This is a genomic window from Haloferax sulfurifontis ATCC BAA-897 (assembly GCF_000337835.1).
Lineage (GTDB): Archaea > Halobacteriota > Halobacteria > Halobacteriales > Haloferacaceae > Haloferax > Haloferax denitrificans.
The window spans coordinates 18,815-38,821 of record NZ_AOLM01000024.1; the positions used below are offsets into that span (position 1 = coordinate 18,815).

19 protein-coding genes are annotated in these 20,007 nt (G+C 67.8%); 8 read left to right on the plus strand and 11 right to left on the minus strand.

All coding sequences use genetic code 11. From position 1 onward, the window contains the following. Positions 1-44 precede the first annotated feature (44 nt). The 4 genes from C441_RS14285 to C441_RS14300 all read right to left on the minus strand — a co-directional run bounded on the left by C441_RS14285 (position 45) and on the right by C441_RS14300 (position 3,256). Positions 45-365 (minus strand): DUF7518 family protein, encoded by a 321-nt coding sequence (locus C441_RS14285; RefSeq protein WP_007275715.1) that lies wholly within the window; start codon positions 363-365, stop codon positions 45-47. A gap of 138 nt (positions 366-503) precedes the next feature. After that, complete coding sequence (locus tag C441_RS14290; RefSeq protein WP_007275716.1) at positions 504-1,841, minus strand: amidohydrolase; 1,338 nt, start codon at positions 1,839-1,841, stop codon at positions 504-506. A gap of 64 nt (positions 1,842-1,905) precedes the next feature. Continuing rightward, entirely contained in the window at positions 1,906-2,370 is a 465-nt protein-coding gene (locus C441_RS14295; RefSeq protein WP_007275717.1) for a hypothetical protein, read from the minus strand. 1 nt (position 2,371) lies between these two features. Then, positions 2,372-3,256 (minus strand): DUF3100 domain-containing protein, encoded by an 885-nt coding sequence (locus tag C441_RS14300; protein WP_007275718.1) that lies wholly within the window; start codon positions 3,254-3,256, stop codon positions 2,372-2,374. 166 nt (positions 3,257-3,422) lie between these two features. Between C441_RS14300 and gatB the strand changes: the two genes are divergently transcribed. Next, entirely contained in the window at positions 3,423-4,913 is a 1,491-nt protein-coding gene (gatB, locus tag C441_RS14305; RefSeq protein ID WP_004970148.1) for an Asp-tRNA(Asn)/Glu-tRNA(Gln) amidotransferase subunit GatB, read from the plus strand. Between the two features lie 86 nt (positions 4,914-4,999). Here gatB and C441_RS14310 read toward each other — a convergent pair whose 3' ends face one another. Together C441_RS14310 and C441_RS14315 are read right to left on the minus strand one after the other, a co-directional pair. Beyond that, complete coding sequence (locus C441_RS14310; protein ID WP_049920610.1) at positions 5,000-5,179, minus strand: hypothetical protein; 180 nt, start codon at positions 5,177-5,179, stop codon at positions 5,000-5,002. 113 nt (positions 5,180-5,292) lie between these two features. After that, complete coding sequence (locus tag C441_RS14315) at positions 5,293-6,720, minus strand: MATE family efflux transporter (protein WP_306452314.1); 1,428 nt, start codon at positions 6,718-6,720, stop codon at positions 5,293-5,295. Between the two features lie 299 nt (positions 6,721-7,019). Between C441_RS14315 and C441_RS14320 the strand changes: the two genes are divergently transcribed. Then, positions 7,020-9,542 (plus strand): DNA topoisomerase I, encoded by a 2,523-nt coding sequence (locus C441_RS14320; RefSeq protein ID WP_007275720.1) that lies wholly within the window; start codon positions 7,020-7,022, stop codon positions 9,540-9,542. Here the strand turns inward: C441_RS14320 and C441_RS14325 are convergent. Next, a complete protein-coding gene (locus tag C441_RS14325; RefSeq protein WP_007275721.1) occupies positions 9,539-10,543 on the minus strand; it encodes a restriction endonuclease in 1,005 nt (334 codons plus the stop codon). The two genes, C441_RS14320 and C441_RS14325, sit on opposite strands and share 4 nt — an antisense overlap. A gap of 104 nt (positions 10,544-10,647) precedes the next feature. On the opposite strand from C441_RS14325, the gene C441_RS14330 reads away from it, so the two are divergent. Beyond that, positions 10,648-11,370: a phosphoglycerol geranylgeranyltransferase gene (locus C441_RS14330; protein WP_007275722.1), complete on the plus strand. Its 723-nt coding sequence runs from the start codon at positions 10,648-10,650 to the stop codon at positions 11,368-11,370. 24 nt (positions 11,371-11,394) lie between these two features. On the opposite strand, the gene C441_RS14335 is transcribed toward C441_RS14330, so the two are convergent. Continuing rightward, complete coding sequence (locus C441_RS14335; RefSeq protein WP_007275723.1) at positions 11,395-12,171, minus strand: DUF4013 domain-containing protein; 777 nt, start codon at positions 12,169-12,171, stop codon at positions 11,395-11,397. A gap of 78 nt (positions 12,172-12,249) precedes the next feature. Further along, positions 12,250-12,852: a cupin domain-containing protein gene (locus C441_RS14340; protein ID WP_007275724.1), complete on the minus strand. Its 603-nt coding sequence runs from the start codon at positions 12,850-12,852 to the stop codon at positions 12,250-12,252. A 159-nt stretch (positions 12,853-13,011) separates the two neighbouring features. Between C441_RS14340 and aspS the strand changes: the two genes are divergently transcribed. From aspS to C441_RS14365, 5 genes are all read left to right on the plus strand, one after another. Next, positions 13,012-14,316, plus strand: a complete 1,305-nt coding sequence (aspS, locus tag C441_RS14345; RefSeq protein WP_007275725.1) for an aspartate--tRNA(Asn) ligase — start codon at positions 13,012-13,014, stop codon at positions 14,314-14,316. 275 nt (positions 14,317-14,591) lie between these two features. Then, positions 14,592-15,044, plus strand: coding sequence for an SHOCT domain-containing protein (locus C441_RS14350; protein WP_007275726.1), 453 nt, complete (start codon positions 14,592-14,594; stop codon positions 15,042-15,044). Between the two features lie 82 nt (positions 15,045-15,126). Further along, a complete protein-coding gene (locus tag C441_RS14355) occupies positions 15,127-15,960 on the plus strand; it encodes a pantoate kinase (RefSeq protein WP_007275727.1) in 834 nt (277 codons plus the stop codon). 96 nt (positions 15,961-16,056) lie between these two features. After that, positions 16,057-16,812, plus strand: a complete 756-nt coding sequence (locus C441_RS14360; protein WP_007275728.1) for a 4-phosphopantoate--beta-alanine ligase — start codon at positions 16,057-16,059, stop codon at positions 16,810-16,812. A gap of 78 nt (positions 16,813-16,890) precedes the next feature. After that, a complete protein-coding gene (locus C441_RS14365; RefSeq protein WP_049920611.1) occupies positions 16,891-17,367 on the plus strand; it encodes a hypothetical protein in 477 nt (158 codons plus the stop codon). 303 nt (positions 17,368-17,670) lie between these two features. Here the strand turns inward: C441_RS14365 and C441_RS14370 are convergent, their stop codons facing one another. Further along, positions 17,671-18,744 (minus strand): molybdopterin-dependent oxidoreductase, encoded by a 1,074-nt coding sequence (locus tag C441_RS14370; RefSeq protein WP_007275731.1) that lies wholly within the window; start codon positions 18,742-18,744, stop codon positions 17,671-17,673. Positions 18,745-18,841: 97 nt separating this feature from the next. Further along, on the minus strand, positions 18,842-19,822 hold the full coding sequence (locus C441_RS14375; RefSeq protein ID WP_007275732.1) for a glutathione S-transferase family protein: 981 nt from the start codon (positions 19,820-19,822) through the stop codon (positions 18,842-18,844). Between the last annotated feature and the right edge of the window lie 185 nt (positions 19,823-20,007).

Sequence of the window (20,007 nt, forward strand, 5' to 3'; positions counted from 1 at the left end):
CGCCGCATGAACACGGGGCGCGCTCGCTCGGACGGCGCGCCCGATTACGCGACGATGATGTCGTCGTCGGGCGTCTCGCCGTCGCCTTCGTCAGTCTCGTCGGCCTCGTCGGGTTTAGTCTCATCGCCGTCGGCCGACGCCACCTCGTCGGCTTCGGCGGTCTCCGCGGCGGGGTCCGCGGCGGGGTCGTCTTCGGTCTCCCAGTCGCCGCGACGGGTCGCGGCCCGCGAGGGGACCTCCACGTCGTTGGCGTCTTCGAGCTGTCGAAGCCGTTCTTTGGTCTCGACGAGTTCCTCGGTGAGCCCGTTCACGGCGGCCTGCAGTTCTGCGACTTTGGATTCGAGTTCCTCCACCCGGTTACTCATGGGTAACATAGCCCCGCGCGTGAGACATAAATGTGCGTCAGACAATCACCGAAAATGTGATACGTGTGCGAGTGGGAACGTCCCCGGACCCGCGTCGTCGGTCGCTCTGGGCGTCGCCGGCCTGCCGTCGGCGGGCGCTCAGTCGCGGTACGATTCGGTCGTCGTCGCCCGGAGCGACCGGACCGCGTCGAGGTACTCCTCGCGGCCGCGCTTTTCGGCTTTCGCCTCGCGGACCGCCGCCATCGCCTCGTGGCTGGTGAGCAGGTCGACCAGCGTGCAGGCGGTGAGTTTCGCGGGGATGACGTAGGCCATCTCCTCGTCGACGACGCGGAAGTCGCGGGCGTGGACCGCGCCCTCGAAGCCGCCGGTCCACGGGTGGATGCCGGGGACGAGTTGCGTGATGTCGCCCATGTCGGTCGACCCCGAGAGGTGCGGCGACCCCTCCGTGACCGCGTCGGGGCCGACGATGTCGCGGGCGTTCTCGTCGTAGAACGCGACTATCGTCTCGTCGGTCCGAAGCGGCATGTAGCCGGGGTAGTCCTCGATTTCCACGTCGCCGCCGACGCCCATCGCGCCGGCGGCGAGCGCCCGGTTGACCGACTCGTTCGCCTCGGCGACGGCCTCGACGGAGGCCGCGCGGACGTACGACTCCATCGTCACCTCGGCGGGGACGACGTTGACGCCGTCGCCGCCGCGGGTGATGATGGGGTGGACGCGGACGTGGTCCTCGTCGCGGAAGCGCTCGCGCTGGGCGTGGACCGCGTTCATCCCGAGCATCGCGGCGTTGAGCGCGTTGACGCCCTCTTCGGGGGCCGCGCCGGCGTGCGCCTCGGTCCCGCGGTAGGTGACGAACTTACCGACGAAACCGTTCGTCGAGAAGTCGCTCGTAATCGTCCGCTCGGGCGTGTCGCTCCCGGCGTGCATCATCGCGGCGGCGTCCCAGTCGTCGACGTAGCCGCGGCGGATGAGCTCCTGTTTGCCGCCGAAGAACTCGATGTCGCCGGCTTCGAGCAGGCCGCGCCGGTAGTCGAGGTCGAGGTACTCCTCGGCCGGGACGGCGACGAACTCGACCGCGCCGTCGAGGTCGTCGACGACGCCACTTCCGACGAGGCCGAACGCGGTCCCCACGAGCTGTGCGAGTTGGGCGTTGTGGCCGCAGGCGTGGACCGCGCCGGTCTCGGGGTCCGCCATCGGGTGGTCCGGGTTGACGAGCGCGTCGAGTTCGCCGAGGACGGCGGCGACGAAGTCGCCCGACCCCGCTCGGGCGCGAGCGCCGGTAATCGCCAGTTCCGTCTCCACGTCGAGGTCGAGGTCTTCGAACAGCGAGACGACCTTCTCGGTCGTCTTCACCTCCTTGTAGCCGAGTTCCGGCTCCGCCTGCACGTCCTTCGCGAAGGCGATAATCTCGTCCGCGCGGTCGTCGATAGCGTCGCAGACGCGCGCTTTGAGGGTCGCGGTTCGGTCGTCGCCGGTCATCGCGTCTCACTCCGGCGCGCGCGGCGGTCGGTCGCGGGGGTCGCGGAGGTTGCGGGGGTCGCCATCAGATAATCCCCTGCGCGGAGAGCACGGCCTGCGAGATGAGCGCGGAGCCGAAGAACGTCCCGAAGAAGACGAACACGGCCACGAGGACGAGCTTCCAGCTGACCTCCTTCATCTTCCCGGTCTGGAGCCCGATAGAGAGCCCCGCGTAGGCGAGAATCGGCGTCGTCGTCGCGAGGAAGTCGACCTCGCCGACGGCGGCGAGAAACGGCGCTTGAACCGGCGAAAACGGCAGTGCGAGCGCGAACGCGAGAATCATCGCGTAGGCGAACGCCGGCAGGTCGAGCGGAATCAGCCGCCCCATGAGCAGGGCGACGAGACCGATGAGGACGATGAGCGCCATGCCGGGGAGCGCGGCGACGAAGCCGGTGCCGGTGGCGATGAAGTTGGCCGTCAGCGTCAGGAACGCGACCACGAGCAACATCTTCAGCGATTCGACGGATAACTCCGGCGTGGACATCGACATCTCACTCACCTCCGTCGGCCGCGGCCGTGTCGCGGCCGAACACGGGCGCGAGGACGGCGTACAGGCGCGTGATGACCGGGAGACCGACGAGGATGACCATGTAGAGTCCCGTGATGCCGGTCAGGAGGTTGCTCGTCGCGGCGAAGCTCAGAATCTGGTCCTCGGCGACGCCCGCGCCGCCGGCGGCCGCCGCCAGCGACGTGGAACAGGCGGTCATCATGCTCGCCGACCCCATGCCGCAGGCCATCGACAGCGCGAGCGGGTGAAGCCCCGTCGCGGGGGCGAAACCCCCGAGCAGGCCGAAGAAGACGGTTCCGAGGACCGTACCGGTCATGTAGGTGCCGAGGACGCCGCGACCCTCGGGCGACTCGATGCCGTACTTGTCGGTGATGACGCCGAGGGTCGGTTCGCGGGCGATGCTGACCGCCGCGCCGATGGACTCGCGTTTGAGGCCCAAAAGCAGGGCGAGCGGGAGCGCGATGAGAATCGTGCCGAGGTTGCCGAACTCCTGTAAGACGAACGCCGGCCCGGCCGCCACGAGGTCGTAGAACGACGGCGCGACGAGCGTCCCGTACTTGACGCCGAGCGGCATCAGCGCGATGACGAGAAGCGGCGAGGCGATGCGGCTCACGTCCTCGTCGACGACCGACCGGAGGGGTTCGATGACCGACCCGAGGACGCTGTAACTGACGCCGAGCCCGAGGACGACAGCGTACAGAAGCGGCAGGAGCACGACCTGACCCGGTCCGAGCGGGAACGTTATCGTGCCGATGAGTTCCGCGACGACGACGATGAGAAGGACCGTCAGATGCGTCCGGAGATGCGCCGAAAGCCGACCGGCGGTCCGAATCGGTGCCCATCTATCAGCAGTGGTATCGTTTGTCATATGTGAACAAAGTCTGTGAATCGTGGAGATGAAACGCCGGTATATAAAACCTCGTTAGTAATTGTCTGTCAGGTGTGACGGCCGCGCGGCGGGACACCACCCGCGGCCGAGCGGCTCTGCGACCAGTCCCGTTAGTCTTTAGCCCACCGCCGTCGAAGCGCGGCCAATGACTGCGCAAGCGCTCGAACAGCGCGAACTCGCGGTCGTCATCGGGTTGGAGGTCCACGTTCAACTCGAAACGGCCACGAAGATTTTCTGTAGCTGTTCGACCGAGCCTGCCGAGGACGAGGAGCCGAACACCCGCGTGTGCCCCGTCTGCCTCGGGCTACCGGGCGCGCTCCCGGTGCTCAACGAGGCGGCGGTGGAGTCGGCGGTCAAAATCGGCAAGGCGCTGAACGCCGACATCGCCGAGGACACCCGCTTCCACCGGAAGAACTACTACTACCCCGACCTGCCCAAGAACTTCCAGATCACCCAGTACGACGCGCCCATCTGCGCCGACGGGACGCTCGAGGTGTCTGTCGAGGGCACCCGCCGCGACATCGGCATCACCCGCGCCCACCTCGAAGAGGACCCCGGGAGCCTCCAGCACAAAGGCGGCAGTATCGACACGGCGGACTACACGCTCGTCAACTACAACCGCGCCGGCACGCCGCTGGTCGAAATCGTCACCGAGCCCGACTTCCGGAGCCCCCAAGAGACCCGCGCGTTCCTCGCCAAGCTCGAAGAGGTGCTCGAATATCTCGGCGTGTTCGACGCCACCCGCGACGGCTCGCTCCGCATCGACGCCAACATCTCGCTCGTCCCCGCCGACGAGGTCGACGACGACGGCGCGATTTCCGACGAGGCGCTCGAAGCGGCCAACCGCACCGAGGTCAAGAACATCTCCAGCCACAAGGGCGCAGAGAAGGCGCTGGCCTACGAGGTCACCCGCCAGAAGAACGCCATCAAGCGCGGTCGCGCTGTCGAACAGGAGACGCGCCACTGGGACGAGTCCCGCGGCATCACGGTCTCGATGCGCTCGAAGGAAGAAGAAAAGGACTACCGCTACTTCCGCGAGGCCGACCTCCCGCCGCTCCAGGTCGCCCACTGGAAAGAGGAGATTCCGATTCCGGAGCTTCCCGACGCCCGCCGCGAGCGCTTCCACACCGAGTACGGCATCGACGAGGAGTCCGCCTCGAAGCTCACCTCGACCAAGGAGGTCGCGGACTTCTTCGAGGACGTGGCCGCCGAGTTCGACGCCGACCTCGCCGCGACGTGGGTCGCCGACAACCTCCTCGGCGAACTCAACTACCGCGACATGCACATCACGGACGTGTCGGACCGCCTCGACGAGTTCACGCGACTCGTCGAGCTCGTCGCCGCCGACGAGGTGACGACGAAGAACGCCGAGGAAATCGTCCTCCGCGAGATGCTCGACGAGGGCAAAGACCCCGACACCATCGTCGACGAGGAGGGTCTCGGGAAGGCCGACGACGACGAAATCGGCGGCTTCGTCCAAGAGGCAATCGACGAGAACCCCGACGCCGTCGAGGACTACCACGACGGCGAGGGCGGCGCGCTGAACTTCCTCGTCGGACAGGTCATGCAGAAGTCCAAGGGGAGCGCCGACCCCGGCACGGTGAACCAGTTGCTCCGCGAGCGACTGGACGAGTAACGCGACCGACCGCAGAAAGCGACGCCGCACCGACGCGGCGCGCGTCAGGTTCGCTCTGTCCTTCGACCCTCGATTCGTCGCGCCGCTCAGCCGAGCACGTGGTTCACGTACTGGTCGAACCGAACGAACTCCGTCGAGTCGCAGGCGGCGCACTCGTCGGGGGCGCTGTAGTGGTACATCCCTTCCTCGTGCCTCACCGACCCGGCGTAGACCGCGTGGCAGTCGGTGCAGACGTATCGGTCCGGTAACTCAGGCGTGTGAGCCATGCGTCTCTATTGTACCCGGTCATACATGATTCTACCTTGCCAAAAGGCGACGGCCGTGGCTACGACCCGTCGGCGTCGCGAGGGGAGTCGAGAGTACTCGAAGGCGGCCGAGGCTAATCGTCGCCCGCCGACGGCGTCGCCCCGCGGTCGAGGACGCCCTCGCGCCACGTGCCGAGTCGGAACCACGCGACGGCGACCGCGAAGGAGGCGACAGCGCCGATAACGTAGGCCCACCAGAGGCCTTCGACGCCCCACGCGAGCCCCGAGACGGAGCCGACGACCGGCACCGAGACGGTCCACGTGAACGCGACCGCGAGGGCGACCGGCACGCGGAAAATCCACCGCGAGAGGAACGACAGCGCCATCGCGGCCTTCGTGACGCCCGCGCCGCGGAACGCCCCCTGAATCACCATCACGCCACCGAAGAACGCCCACGACGGGGCGACGATGCGGAGGAACGTCACGCCCTCGTCGACGACGGCCTGTTCGCCGATAAACAGGCGCATCGCCTCGGCCGGGAAGGCCACGACGAGCGCCGCGGCCGCAAAGAGCAGTCCCATCGTCCCCGCCATCGCGGTCCAGGTGACCGAGGCGGCCCGGTCGGGTGTCCGAGCGCCGAGGTTCTGCCCGACGCCGGTCGCCGTCGCCTGCCCGACCGCGCCGGAGACGGTCCACGAGACGGACATGAGGCGGACGCCGATACCGTAGGCCGCGGTCGGCGTCGGCCCGAACCGGGCGACGAACGCGGCCATCACGACCGCCGAAAAGCTCCGCGCCCAGCCGTCGAGGGTCGCGGGATAGCCGATATCGACCAGCTTTCTGAGGCGTTCGGGGTCGGGTCGGAGGTCGGCGAGTCGGAGCCTGACGCCCCAGTCGCCGCGCAGGAGGATGTAGACGCCGGCGGCCGTGGCGAACAGTCGGGCGATGAGCGTCGCAATCGCCGCGCCGCGGGTTCCCATCCCCGCGATGGGGCCCCAGCCAAGGATGAGAATCGGGTCGAGAACGACGTTGAGGCCGGCGGAGGCGACCATGAGCCACATCGCGGTCTTCGTGTCGCCCGCGCCCTGGAGCGCCGCCCGGAACGCGAAAAACAGGAACGTGAGCGGCAGTGCGAGGAAGACGACCTCGATGTAGGCGAGCGCCTCGGTGAACACGGCACCCTCCGCGCCGATGAGTTCCAAAAGCGGATATCTGAGCGCGAAGCCGCCGACGGCGAGGACGACCGAGACGGCGAGGGTGAGAAGCACCGTCTGGCCGACGACGCGGTCGGCCTCGCGGTCGTCGCCCGCGCCGACGTGTTGCGAGACGAGGGCGATGGTCGCGGCGGTGATGCCCATCGCGGTCGAGACGAACATCCAGCTCGTCGGGAACATGAGCGAGACGGCGGCGACGGCGTCCGCGCCGACGCGGCCGACCCAGAACACGTCCGCGAGGTTGTACAGCGTCTGAAGGAGGTTCCCCGCGACGAGCGGCCACGAGAGCGAGAGCAGTTTGGGGGCGATTTTCCCCTCGGTCATGTCGATTCGCGAATCACCCGACACGGTCTCGGGGTTCGGCGCGAAGGGGTTATCGGTTCTGGTGTCGCGGGCACGTTCGGGTGTCGCGGGCACGTTCGGGTGTCGCAGTCGTCTCGGGTGTCGTCGTCGGTCCCAGCGACGAGTCGGCAGAGCGAATCGGCGAATTCACACGGGAGACGCGGCGTGTCGCGGACGCGTCGGCAGACACACACCTTCGCGCGCGAGGGCGCTCACTCGCACGCCCGTATCCGCGCGCGTCGGGGCCGCTACTGCACGAATTCGGCACGAAAGGTTTAGGACACCCCACATCATATCGCCGCTCAATGAGCAGGGGTCCGGAACTCATCATCACGGAGAAGGACAACGCCGCGAGGCGCATCGCCGACATCCTGAGCGGCGAGACCGCCTCCGCGGAGCGGATGAACGGCGTGAACGTCTACAAGTGGGGCGGCAAGCGCTGTATCGGGCTGTCGGGCCACGTCGTCGGCGTGGACTTCCCGCCGGAGTACAACGACTGGCGCGACGTGGAGCCGGTCGAACTCATCGGCGCGCCCGTCGAGAAACACCCAACGCAGGAGAACATCGTCGCCGCGCTCCGCCGGCTCGCCCGCCGCGCGGGCAAGGTCACCATCGCGACCGACTACGACCGCGAGGGCGAACTCATCGGCAAGGAGGCGTACGAACTCGTCCGCGACGTCAACGAGGACGTGCCCGTCGACCGGGTGCGGTTTTCCTCCATCACGAACCGCGAGGTGACGGAGGCGTTCGAGAACCCCGACGACCTCGACTTCGACCTCGCCGCCGCCGGCGAGGCCCGACAGATTATCGACCTCGTCTGGGGGGCGGCGCTCACGCGCTTCCTCTCGCTTTCGGCCCGCCAACTCGGCAACGACTTCATCTCGGTCGGCCGCGTGCAAGGGCCGACGCTGAAGCTCATCGTCGACCGCGAGCGCGAAATCGAGGCGTTCGACCCCGAGGACTACTGGGAGCTGTTCTCCAAGCTGACGAAGGACGCCGACGGCGACGCCGAGTCCTTCGAGGCGCAGTACTTCTACCTCGACGACGACGGCACCGAGGCCGAGCGCATCTGGGACGAGGAGTCCGCCGAGTCGGCCTACCAGACGCTCCTCGGCGTCGAGGCCGCCGAGGTCTCGTCGGTCAATCGCCGCACGCGGGCCGACACGCCGCCCGCGCCGTTCAACACCACGCAGTTCATCCGCGCCGCCGGCTCTATCGGCTACTCCGCCCAGCGGGCGATGAGCATCGCCGAGGACCTCTACACGGCCGGCTACATCACCTACCCGCGGACCGACAACACGGTGTACCCCGACGACCTCGACCCGCGCGAACTGCTCGGCGCGTTCGAGGGCGACCGCCGGTTCAAGGAGGACGCCGAGTCCCTCCTCGAACAGGAGGAAATCGAGCCGACCGAGGGCGACAACGAGACGACCGACCACCCGCCGATTCACCCGACCGGCGAACTCCCCTCGGCGTCCGACCTCTCGGACGACGAGTGGGACGTGTACGAACTCGTCGTCCGGCGCTTCTTCGCCACCGTCGCCGAGGACGCCGTCTGGGAGCACCTCCGCGTCGTCGCCGAGGTCGAGGGGCTCTCGCTGAAGGCCAACGGCAAGCGCCTGCTCGAAGCGGGCTACCACGACGTCTACCCGTACTTCAACTCCACCGAGTCGTTCGTGCCCGACGTCGAGGAAGGCGAGTCGCTCGTGCTGTCCGACACGCACCTCGACGCCAAGCAGACCCAGCCCCCGCGGCGCTACGGCCAGTCGCGGCTCATCGAGACGATGGAACAGATGGGCATCGGGACGAAGGCGACCCGCCACGACGTGATTCAGAAGCTCTACGACCGCGGCTACATCGAGAGCGACCCGCCGCGGCCGACCCGGCTCGCGCGGGCGGTCGTGGAGGCCTCCGAGGACTTCGCGAAACTCATCGTCAGCGAGGAGATGACCTCGCAACTCGAATCCGACATGCTGGCTATCGCCCGCGGCGAGGCCACCCTCGAAGACGTGACCGAGGAGTCCAAAGAGATGCTCGGAGACGTGTTCGAGGGGCTGATGGAGTCCCGCGAGGAACTCGGCAAACAGCTCCAGGACTCGCTGAAGGCCGACAAGACGGTCGGCAGCTGCCCCGACTGCGGCGGCGATCTCGTCGTCAGAAAGAGCCGCCGCGGCTCGTACTTCATCGGCTGTGACTCCTACCCCGACTGCACCTACACCCTGCCGCTTCCCTCCACGGGCAAGCCGCTCATCATGGAGGACTCCTGCGAGGACCACGACCTCCACCACATCAAGATGCTCGCCGGCCGCAAGACGTTCGTCCACGGCTGTCCGCTCTGTAAGGCCGAGGAGGCCGACGAGGAAGACGACCTCGTCATCGGGTCGTGTCCCGAGTGTGGTGCGGAGGAAGGAGGAGAGCTAGCTATCAAGCGCCTCCGGTCGGGCTCCCGGCTCGTCGGCTGTACCCGCTATCCCGACTGCGACTACTCCCTCCCGTTGCCCCGCCGCGGCGACATCGAGGTGACAGACGAGTCCTGCGAGGAACACGACCTCCCGGAGCTCCGCATCACCTACGAGGGCGACCGCGAGCCGTGGGAACTCGGCTGTCCCATCTGCAACTACCGCGAGTACCAGGCCCAGCAGAACGGCGAGGGCGGCTCCGAGTTGGAGAGCATCAGCGGTATCGGCGCGAAGACCGCCGAGAAGCTGAAAGACGCCGGCATCGAGGACGTGAAAACGCTGAAGGCGTCCGAACCCGACGACGTCGCCGCGAAAGTCGAAGGCGTGGGGGCCGATACAGTTCGGAAGTGGCAGACTGCGGCCGATTAATTCCCGTTCCAGACGTATCGTTTTCCCCGGCCATTTTCGACCGAAACCTCGGGGAGCCGAGCGAGCCAAACGCCGACCGAACTCCCCCGGCGCTTCGCACTACTCCGAGATAGCTCCGACTCGGACGCGATGAAGTCAACGAGCTCGCCGTGTCCGAACGACCCCGATTCCACGAGCGAATCTACGATTCGCTCGATTATCTCCGCGTTTCGAATCCCGCCGAGAAGGAGGGATTCGGCCTCATCAGCGAGTTCCGCCGTTCGATAGGCGACGTATCGAGCGCCGCTTCGGGTGAGCGACCAGCGGCGCTGTCTGTGGGTGCCCTCGTCGGGCCACTCTTGATGAACGAACCCGAGAATCCAGCCCGCAATCGCGTACAGGTCCGCGTGACGGGGCGACACGCCCGCGGACTCGACGATATCGTCTTTCTCGCCGCGGGAGTCACCGATGGACGAGAGAACCGTGTCGAGGGTTTCGAACGAATTGGCGAGTGGGATTCGTTTCGACGGAATCGGACCCGTCTCGTCGGCCTCCCCGAACAGGTTCCAGAACTCTTCGTCGGGTTCGAACCGAGTACTCTGCCGGCGAACGCCGACGCGAAGGTCGACCATCGACTCGAACAGCTCGGGGCCGTCCACCAAGTGTATCCCCGCTCGTTCGGCGCTTTCGGCGGCTGGTGTGGTAAACGAACTCGTCGTGACGACCGTCCCGGTGTCGCATCCCGTATCGGCCAGTGCACCCTGAAATCGCTGTATTGCGGGCGAACCGACCGTGTTGCGTGGGTCGTACTGCTTCGCCTGAACGCCGAGCGAAACGTCCAAAAGCGAGTTTCTGATGCGTCCATCGATGTCGATACCGCCGTCCTGACGGAACGCGGTGACCGAGAACCGCGCCGGGGGAAGCGACTCTGAGAGCACCGACTCGCAGAGTAGCTCGAACTCCTCTGCGGACAGGGCCATCGCTCGGCGTTCGACGTACTCAGTCGCCGCGACAGCGTCCATCGTACACCGCATTTGGTGACAGGTAGGTTAAAATTCACCCTTGGCCGTATGTACGTCCAATTCATCCGCACGCTTTTTACGCCACCTCAAGCATAGAGCGACCAATGAGCTATCCGTGGGAAGACTGGGATCATATCACCAAAATCGACCCTGACAAGGACCTCGTCGACGGCGAGACGTTCGAAGACGTGTGTGAGACGGGCACCGACGCCCTCGAAATCGGCGGCACGCTCGACATCACAGAAGAGAAGATGGAGCGCGTCATCGAGGCGACCTCGAAGTACGACGTGCCCATCTATCAGGAGCCGTCGAACCCCGGCGTCGTCATCGACGACGACGCGCTGGACGGCTACCTCATCCCGACGGTGTTCAACGCGAGCGACTCGTTTTGGATCACCGGCGCGCACAAGGAGTGGGTCCGCATCGAAGACGGCCTCGACTGGGACCGCACCCACACCGAGGCGTACATCGTGTTGAACCCCGAGTCGTCGGTCGCCGAGTACACCGACGCCGACACCGACCAGTCCGCCGATGACGTGGCCTCGTTCGCCCGCGTCGCCGAGAAGATGTTCGGCCAGAAAATCATCTACGTCGAGTACTCGGGCACCTACGGCGACCCCGAGAAGGTCGGCGCGGCCCACGACGCGCTCGACGACGCGACGCTGTTCTACGGCGGCGGCATCCACGACTACGAGTCGGCCTACGAGATGGGCCAGCACGCCGACGCGATCGTCGTCGGCAACCTCCTGCACGACGAGGGCGTCGACGCGGTCCGCGAGACGGTCGAGGGTGCGAAGGACGCGACGGCCGAACTCGTCGCCGAGTAATCCCCACGGGCGCGGTTTCTGTTTCTACGCCGACGGCACCGACTCCGCTGACTCCGTCGACTCCACCGACTCCGCGTTCACGCCGTCGGCGTGCGACTCCCGAGTCGCGTCGGCACCGAGCGACGGCGCATCCCGCGCGCCGCGACCGAGGAGCGTCGCCGACACGATGAGAAAGAGGAACGACGCGGTCGCGGCGAGGGGAGTTCCGGCGACCGGCACCGCGGCGCAGAGGGCGACGAACAGGTTGGCGGCGAAGACGACGAGCGCGACGGCCGAGGCGACGCGAACGAACGAGCGGTCGAACGCGAGGTCGCGCGTGGCCGGAATCGCCGCGGCGAGCGACCCCTCGCGGGCGAGGGCGACCGTCGCCGCAAGCGAGAGATACGAACCCGCCAGCGAAGCGAGACCGGCCGCGGCGAGCGTGGCGGTGTCGAGCGGGGTGAGGCCGAGGAGCCCGAGCATCGACGGGTTGGTCGCGTACGAGAGCGTCGCGAGCGACGGCCCGGAACCCGGAAGGGCGGCGGTCGCGAGGCCGACCGCGGGGAGTTGGAGCGCGACGAGCGCGGCCGAGAGGCGAGCGCCGTCTGCGACCATGCCGGCGAGGTCGTCGAACGAGGGGAGCGCGGCCGCCTCGCGGTCGCCGGCGCGAACGAGGCGGACGGCGTAGCCCGCGAGCAAGATGCTCGCCAGCGGCGTGGCGAGCGACGCGAGCGTCGAGAGGACGCCGATGACGGCCGTGTCGACCGAGGTGTCTTCGGCGAGCGGGAGTGCGAACGCGGCTTCGAGGTCTGAAACGTCCATGTCCGAGGCGAGATGGTCGCGGGTTCGTATATAAATCTCAGCGCCGGAGCCGTCGCCGTGACCCGGCGCGCGGCCGGTTCACTCCTCGTCGGTCGGTTCGCCGTCCCAGTAGCCGACTTCGGCGTCTCGCGGGAAGTAGCCGTGGAGCGTTCGGGCGACCTTGTCACCGCCCGGCGGCGCGCCGCAGAACACCCCGACTTTGTCGGAGTCGGGGTAGACGGTCACGTCGGGGTGGTTCATCGTCGAGAGCGCGAGGTACCGGAGCGGTTCGTCGCCGTCGTTCTCGATTTGCCTGACGTAGTCGGCCCCCGCGGGGAGCGCGACGTAGGTGTCCGGTTCGAGGTCGAGGTCGGCCGCGCCCTCGCGCGTCAGGAGCGTTCCCGACCCCGAGAGCACGTACAGCGCCTCCTCGTTGCCCTCGTGGTAGTGCGTCGGCCACGGCCGCTTGTCGGGCGGGACTTCGTAGAGCGAACAGCCGAGGTCGCGGCCGCCGGCGCGGTCAGCGAGTCGCTTCCGGCGGAACGCGAAGCGGTCCCCGCGCCCGCTTTCGGACCAGTCGAGGTCGGCGGCGCGAGCGGCGTTCGGTGCCGGGTCGGACTCCGAGGGCGCGTCGGCGTCGGTGTCAGCATCGTCGTCGGTGCGCGGTTCGTCCGCCGGCGCGTCGGATGAGTCGGGAGCCATACCGGGGCGACGCGCGCCGCGGACTAAGTACCGCGGGACCGACTGCCACGAGAAGTCGTGTCTCGCGTTCGACTCAGCGGGCGAGAGAGTGGACGGTCGAACGCCTCCGAGCGAGGCGAAGACACGATGTTTAAGACGAACGGTCGGGAACCACGTCGTATGCGAAACCGAACGTACACGGCCGACGCCGAGCCCGGTGACACGGTCACCGTCGCCGGCTGGGTCCACGAAATCCGTGACCTCGGCGGCATCGCGTTTCTGATTCTCCGGGACACCTCCGGCAAGATCCAGGTCAAGTTCGAGAAAGACGAGATGGACGACGACCTCGTCGAGACGGGTCTCGGCGTCCACCGCGAGAGCGTCATCTCCGTCACCGGTGAGGTCGCCGAAGAGCCGCGCGCGCCGACGGGCGTCGAGGTCACGCCCGAGAGCCTCGACGTCATCGCCGAGGCCGAGGCACAGCTTCCCCTCGACCCCTCCGGAAAGGTCGACGCCGAGCTCTCGACGCGCCTCGACAACCGCACGCTCGACCTCCGCAAGGACGAGGTCAAGGCCATCTTCGAGATTCGCGCCGAGGTCCAGCGCGCCGTCCGCGAGCAGTTCCGCGACCTCCGCGCGACCGAAATCAACACGCCGAAAATCGTCGCCACGGGGACCGAAGGCGGCACCGAACTCTTCCCCATCACCTACTTCGGCAAGGAGGCGTTCATGAACCAGTCGCCCCAGCTGTTCAAACAGCTGATGGTCGGCTCCGGACTCGAACGCGTCTTCGAGGTCGGCCCCATCTTCCGCGCCGAAGAGCACAACACGCCCCGCCACCTCAACGAGGCGACCTCCATCGACTTCGAGTCGGCGTTCATCGACCACACCGAGGCGATGGACGTGTGCGAGGCCGTCGTCACGGCCGCCTACGAGGCCGTCGAGGAGAGCTGTCAGGACGAGCTCGAAGCGCTCGGTCTCGAAGAGGAGTTCGAAGCGCCGTCCGGCGAGTTCCCGCGGCTCACCTACGAGGAGGCCATCCAGCGCATCAACGCGACCGGCAAGCTCGACGAACAGCTCGTCTGGGGCGACGACCTCCCGACCGAGGGCGAGAAGGCGCTCGGCGAGGACGTCGGCGAGCACTACTTCATCACCGACTGGCCCAGCGAGATCAAGCCGTTCTACATCAAGGACCACGACGACGACGAGACGCTCTCGACGGGCTTCGACATGATGCACCCGAACATGGAGCTCGTCTCGGGCGGCCAGCGTGAACACCGCTTCGACCACCTCGTCGCCGGCTTCGAACAGCAGGGTCTCGACCCCGACGCGTTCGAGTACTACACGAAGATGTTCAAGTACGGCATGCCCCCGCACGCAGGGTTCGGGCTCGGCGGCGAGCGGCTCATCATGACGATGCTCGGACTGGAGAACATCCGGGAAGCGGTTCTGTTCCCACGAGACAGACAACGCCTGAGTCCGTAGACGAAGGCGTTTCTGCGAGTGGGTGCTCGTCGGACGAACGACGTGAGTCCGACGGTGTTCCCGCGAGACCGTCAGCGTCTCTCTCCGTAGAGACGCACCTGACGAGCGGGGACAGGGAGCAACGCGAAGCGTTGCGAGTGAGTTCCCGCGAGACCGTCAGCGCCTGTCGCCCTAGGCGACGGCGAACCACCGACGCGCCGTCTTTTTTGCGAAACAGTCGTTATCTCCCGGACGCGTTAGAGCACCATGCACGACCGTCGTCGCGGGGGAGACCGATGACCGACTCGAAGCGAATCGTCGACGACGCCATCGACGACGCCGGCGACGACGAGGACTCGGCGCTCGAACAGTTGGTCGCCGGCGTCGTCGTGGCGCTCATCTTTCTGGTCGGGTTCGGCCTGCTCGCACTCGGAGAGTGGTGGTTCTGGGTCGTCTTCCCGGTCGGCTTCGCGGGCGTGCTCCCCGCCGCGATAGCCCTCGTGCGCATCTACGAGTCCCGCCGCGGCGACGACGCGGACGAGTCGATGACGACCGAGACCGAAGACGCGCTCGAAACGCTCCGGCGGCGCTACGCGACCGGCGAGCTCTCGGAGGAGGAGTTCGAGTCGAAAGTCGAGCGACTGTTGGAGACGGAGACGGTCGCTGACGCTCGGGAGTCAGCCACGGCGCGCCGGCGTGAGGGCGACGCGAGCGAGACAAAGCGGGAGACGGAGTTCGACCGCGATTGAGCGCGAACCGCGAACGAGGCGGGTACGACTCGGACGCGACGAAACGCAACACCGTTAACCGACCCCCGTCGTAGAGACACCGATGAGCGACGACGCGACGGCGTTCGTGCCCGGCCACGTGACGGGGTTTTTCAGCGCCCACCCCGCCGACGACCCGGCGGTCGCCGGCTCTCGCGGCGCGGGACTGACGCTCTCCCACGGCGTCACCGTGACGGTCGAACCGGCGCAGGAGACCACCGTCAGCCTCGACGGCGAGGCGGTCGAGATGCCGCCCGTCGCGGACGTGCTTCGAGCGCTCGGTGTGACCGCCGCCGTCGACGCCGAAAGCGACCTCCCGCTGGGCGCGGGCTTCGGCGTCTCGGGCGCGATGGCGCTCGGGACGGCGCTCGCGGCGAACGCCGTCTTCGGGTGTGGCCGGTCGGAGAACGAGCTCGTCACCCTCGCCCACGTCGCCGAGGTCCGCGCGGGGACCGGCCTCGGCGACGTGGTCGCGCAGGCCCGCGGCGGGATGCCCGTCCGGGTCGAACCGGGCGCGCCGGACTACGGCCGGATGGACGGCATCCCCGCGCGCCCCGAAATCGAGTACGTCGCCTTCGGCGGACTCTCGACGGCCGACGTGCTGTCCGGGGACACGGCCGCGCTCACCGCCGCCGGCGAGACGGCCCTCGAAGCGCTCCGCGCCGAACCGACGCTCGACCGCTTCGTCGCGGAATCGCGGCTGTTCGCCCGCGACGCCGGCTTGCTGACCGACCGGGTCGAGGCCGCCATCGACGACGTGCGCGCGGCCGGCGGCGACGGTTCGATGGCGATGCTCGGCGAGACGGTGTTCGCGGTGGGGTCGGGACTGTCGGACGCCGGCTACGACCCGGAGCGGTGTCGCGTCCACCCTGCCGGCGCGACGCTTCGGAGCGACTGACGGCCACGAGAGCCTCGCAGACCCGCCGCAGAGTGTTGGACCGCCAGCCGTCCCGATGAGAAAACGTGTTACTGTCGCGGCGACGACCCACCACCAATGAGCGACATCGAGATTCCCGAGAGCCACCCGAGATACCAGTCGCTTCTCACCCGCCACCGCATCGAGGAGGGCGTCGAGAAGGGTATCACGAGCCGGCAGGGACTCATCGCGCAGGGGCGCGGCGAGGCGTTCGACTACCTGCTCGGCGAGCGGACGATTCCGAGCGCGGACGAGGCGGCGCGGACGGCCGCGGCGCACCTCCTGCTCGCGGACCAGCCGGTCATCTCGGTCAACGGGAACGTCGCGGCGCTCTGTCCCGGCGAAATCGTCGACCTCGCCGCGGCCGTCGACGCCGACATCGAGGTGAACCTGTTCAACCGCACCGACGAGCGCATGCGGGCCATCGCGGACCACCTGCGCGACCACGGCGCGAACGAGGTAAAGGGACTCACCGCCGACGGGCGGATCCCGGGCATCGACCACGAGCGCGCGAAGGTCGACGCCGACGGCATCGGGAGCGCCGACGTGGTCGTCGTCCCGCTGGAGGACGGCGACCGCGCCGAGGCGCTCGGCGCGATGGACAAAGTCGAAATCGTCGTCGACCTCAACCCGATGTCGCGGTCGGCGCAGGTCGCCACGGTCCCCATCGTGGACAACATCGTGCGCGCGGTGCCGAATATCGCGGCTCACGCCCGCGACCTGCGGGACGCCGGCGCGACGCGCGAGGAACTGGAGGCAATCGTCGCCGAGTTCGACGCGGCGGAGGCGCTCGAAGCGGCCGAGCGGGCGATTCGGAGCGGAAGCGACGAGTGAGAAACGGGCGACGAGTGAGAAACGGGCGAGGCCCGACCGGTCGCAAAGCTATTTCTGAGAGACACGAGTCGTGACGATATGGACCGTCAGCGAACCCTCGCAGTCGTGATGGCTGTCGTCGGATTCGGAGCCGTCGTCGCCGGAATCCATCAGGAACTGCTCCACGTCGAACCCGGATACGACGGGACGATAACGACGGGGTGGGGCGGTCGGCTCAACCACGAGGAGTACCTGCTGGCGCGGCTCGGGGGCGTCGGCGTCGTCGGGGCGCTGGCCGCACTCCGATGGAAGTACGCCGCGGCCCTCCCAGTCGCGGTCGGCGGTGTCGAAGTCGGCTATTCGCTCGTGGCCGTGTCCCACTACGTCCGGGAGCCGGGACTCTACACCACGGTCCAGACGTTCGACGGGACGACGCGACTCGTCCTCGGCGCGGAACCGTTCTTGCTCGTCGCCGGCGGCCTCCTGCTTTTCGGTGCCGGCCTCGTCGCGTGGCGGTCTCACGGTGGGCGCGCCGCGACCCGCGACGCGGCGACAGAGGCCTCCGCGCACGCCTGACGGTCGAACACACAGAATCCGCGGCGTTCCGGCGACCGCGATGGGAACCGGTCTGCGAACCTCCGTCACCGACCGAACCGTGCCGCTCGTCGCTCGTCATCGGGTCTCGATGCGGCGCACGGGGTCACAGAAGGTATTCGTACGCTGACGAGTATGGGGCGAGTATGCCCTCCAGCGACGCGCGCTCCGGACAGCCCGGACGCCGACGAGGCGTCGACCGACGATAGGACCGACGACGAGCGCGAACAGTCGATTTTAGACCGCCTCGTCGACATACTGTGGATTCTCCCGTGGTGAGCGCCGCTAGCTGAACCCGCTTACCAGCACCGCGAACCACTGCGCCGGGTCGCGTCGCCGACGGACCTCGACCGAATCGACCCACTTGACCCACTGGAAGCCGCGGCGGTTCGGCGCGACCAGTCGGAGCGGCGCGCCGTGGCCGTGCGAGAGCGGGTCGCCGCCGACGCGCGTCGCCAACAGCATCTCGCGGGCCTCCGCGATTGGAAACGACCACCGAAAGCCCGTCACCGACCGGACCGTCACCCACCGCGCCGACGAGTGAACACCCGCGGAATCGAGCGCGTCGCCGAGTCTCACGCCGGTCCAGTTCTGCTCGGTGTACCAGCCGCTCGTGCAGTCCAAGAGGACCGACCGCGTCTCGTCGGGCGCGAGGTCGCTCCGGTGGAGTTCGAGCGGGCGGTCGACCAACCCCGTGACCGAAAGCGACCACGAGTCGGCGTCTATCGGGTCGGGGTCGTCGGCGACCCAACTCGTCACCGGAAAGGCGTCGTTTCCCCCGCCGGGCGGGAGCGGCCGCGACCCGGTGAACCGGCGGCCGACGCCGCGGAGCGACCCAACCGTCTCGGTCGCCCGGTAGGTCGCCGCGCCGAAGACGAGTATCGCGCCGTACTGGAGCGCCCGGCGGCGCGCCGCGAAATCGACCGCGCGGGGCGGGCGGAAGCGCGCCCGGAGGTGGACGAACAGAATCGGGACCACGAGCAGGCCGAGGCCGATGTGGACGTTGAGAAGCGTCCAGAAGGCGATTCGGACCTCGACGCCGAGCACCCACGCGACGCCGGTGCCGAGGGCCGCGAGCGCGACGACGGCAAGGAGCACCGAGAGCGCGGTGTGACGGTCGCGGAGCCGCGAGTCGAGCACGCGGCGGCGGACGCGGTGGAGCTTGAACCCGACGAGAACGACGAGCGAGAGTCCGGCGACGCCGTGGACGACGAACAGGAGGCCGTTGGCCGGGTGGCCGGCCCCGAGGCTCAACACGCCCGAGAGCGTCTCGAAGACGACGAGCGCGAAGATGGACCAGTCGACCGCCCGCGGCGGCGGTTCGACCCGCCGGAGCGCGCGGGGCGCGCGGCTTGCCATGTGAAGTGATAGCGCTTCAAGCGGGAATAGGGTGTCGCGGGAGGCGACGAGAACGGGGACGGGGCGGAGACGAGCGCGAAAACCGAGCGGAGACGGCTCAGTCGTCGGCCGTCAGCGCCGCGGGGAGGTCCGCGGGGAGGCGGTCGCGGTCGTGTTCTGCCTCGAAGTCGAGGTCGGGGCCGACGCCGTAGATGCGCTTGGGGTTGATGTCGCCGTGGCTGACGAAGTAGTGCCGGACGATGTGGTCCATGTTGACCGTCTTCTCGATGCCGGGGAGTTGGTAGAACTCCTTCGTGTAGTTCCAGAGGTTATCGTACTCGTGGATAGCCCTCTTGTTGCACTTGAAGTGCGTGTGGTAGACGTGGTCGAAGCGGATGAGCGTCGCGAACATCGCGACGTCCGCCTCGGTGAGCACGTCGCCCGCGAGGAACCGCTGGTCGTCGAGCACCTCGTCCCAGTGGTCCAGCGCGTCGAACAGCTCCTCGACGGCCTCCTCGTAGGCTTCTTGGGTGGTTGCGAACCCGGCGCGGTAGACGCCGTTGTTGACCGGCTCGTAAATCTCGTCGATGAGGCGGTCGACCTCCTCTTCGTAGCCGTCGGGGTTGAGGTCCACGTCGTTGTCGGCGAGGGGGGCGAACGCCTCGTCGAGCATCCGCATTATCTCGCGGGACTCGTTGTTGACGATGGTCTCGCGCTGTTTGTCCCACAGCACGGGCACGGTGACGCGCCCGGTGAACTCGTCGTCGGCGCGGAGGTAGATATCGCGGAGGAACTCCTCGCCGTACAGCGGGTCCGGGAGGTCCTCGGAGAACTCCCAGCCGTCGTCGATGCGGACGGGTTCGACGAGCGACAGCGAAACCGCGTCTTCGAGGCCCTTCAGCGCGCGCGTCATCGCGGTGCGGTGGGCCCACGGGCACGCGCGGCAGATGTAGAGGTGATACCGGCCGGCCTCGACCGGGAACCGCTCGTCCTCGCCGACCCAGTTGCGGAATTCGGTCGTCTGGCGCTCGAACTCGCCGTCTTCGTTGTTGGCGACGAACTTGTCGGTTCGCCACTCGCCCTCGTAGAGCATGTTCATGCGACCACGACCTGGAGTACTTGCATGCCCGTCCGTTGGGACGTGAGCACCAAAAGTTGGGAGGCGACATCGGTGTAACCGGGCGTCGAACGGGGTCGCCATCGCGCGGTCGCCGCTACATGTGTGATTTCCATCACAAACGGGCCACGTCCATGCTACTCGATTACACAGTTAGATTCGCGAGA

Coding starts and splice junctions, on each gene's coding strand:
- C441_RS14285 (WP_007275715.1), bottom strand. CDS start 365: ATGAGTAACCGGGTGGAGGAACTCGAATCCAAAGTCGCAGAACTGCAG.
- C441_RS14290 (WP_007275716.1), bottom strand. CDS start 1,841: ATGACCGGCGACGACCGAACCGCGACCCTCAAAGCGCGCGTCTGCGAC.
- C441_RS14295 (WP_007275717.1), bottom strand. CDS start 2,370: ATGTCGATGTCCACGCCGGAGTTATCCGTCGAATCGCTGAAGATGTTG.
- C441_RS14300 (WP_007275718.1), bottom strand. CDS start 3,256: ATGACAAACGATACCACTGCTGATAGATGGGCACCGATTCGGACCGCC.
- gatB (WP_004970148.1), top strand. CDS start 3,423: ATGACTGCGCAAGCGCTCGAACAGCGCGAACTCGCGGTCGTCATCGGG.
- C441_RS14310 (WP_049920610.1), bottom strand. CDS start 5,179: ATGGCTCACACGCCTGAGTTACCGGACCGATACGTCTGCACCGACTGC.
- C441_RS14320 (WP_007275720.1), top strand. CDS start 7,020: ATGAGCAGGGGTCCGGAACTCATCATCACGGAGAAGGACAACGCCGCG.
- C441_RS14325 (WP_007275721.1), bottom strand. CDS start 10,543: ATGGACGCTGTCGCGGCGACTGAGTACGTCGAACGCCGAGCGATGGCC.
- C441_RS14330 (WP_007275722.1), top strand. CDS start 10,648: ATGAGCTATCCGTGGGAAGACTGGGATCATATCACCAAAATCGACCCT.
- C441_RS14335 (WP_007275723.1), bottom strand. CDS start 12,171: ATGGACGTTTCAGACCTCGAAGCCGCGTTCGCACTCCCGCTCGCCGAA.
- C441_RS14340 (WP_007275724.1), bottom strand. CDS start 12,852: ATGGCTCCCGACTCATCCGACGCGCCGGCGGACGAACCGCGCACCGAC.
- aspS (WP_007275725.1), top strand. CDS start 13,012: ATGCGAAACCGAACGTACACGGCCGACGCCGAGCCCGGTGACACGGTC.
- C441_RS14350 (WP_007275726.1), top strand. CDS start 14,592: ATGACCGACTCGAAGCGAATCGTCGACGACGCCATCGACGACGCCGGC.
- C441_RS14355 (WP_007275727.1), top strand. CDS start 15,127: ATGAGCGACGACGCGACGGCGTTCGTGCCCGGCCACGTGACGGGGTTT.
- C441_RS14360 (WP_007275728.1), top strand. CDS start 16,057: ATGAGCGACATCGAGATTCCCGAGAGCCACCCGAGATACCAGTCGCTT.
- C441_RS14365 (WP_049920611.1), top strand. CDS start 16,891: ATGGACCGTCAGCGAACCCTCGCAGTCGTGATGGCTGTCGTCGGATTC.
- C441_RS14370 (WP_007275731.1), bottom strand. CDS start 18,744: ATGGCAAGCCGCGCGCCCCGCGCGCTCCGGCGGGTCGAACCGCCGCCG.
- C441_RS14375 (WP_007275732.1), bottom strand. CDS start 19,822: ATGAACATGCTCTACGAGGGCGAGTGGCGAACCGACAAGTTCGTCGCC.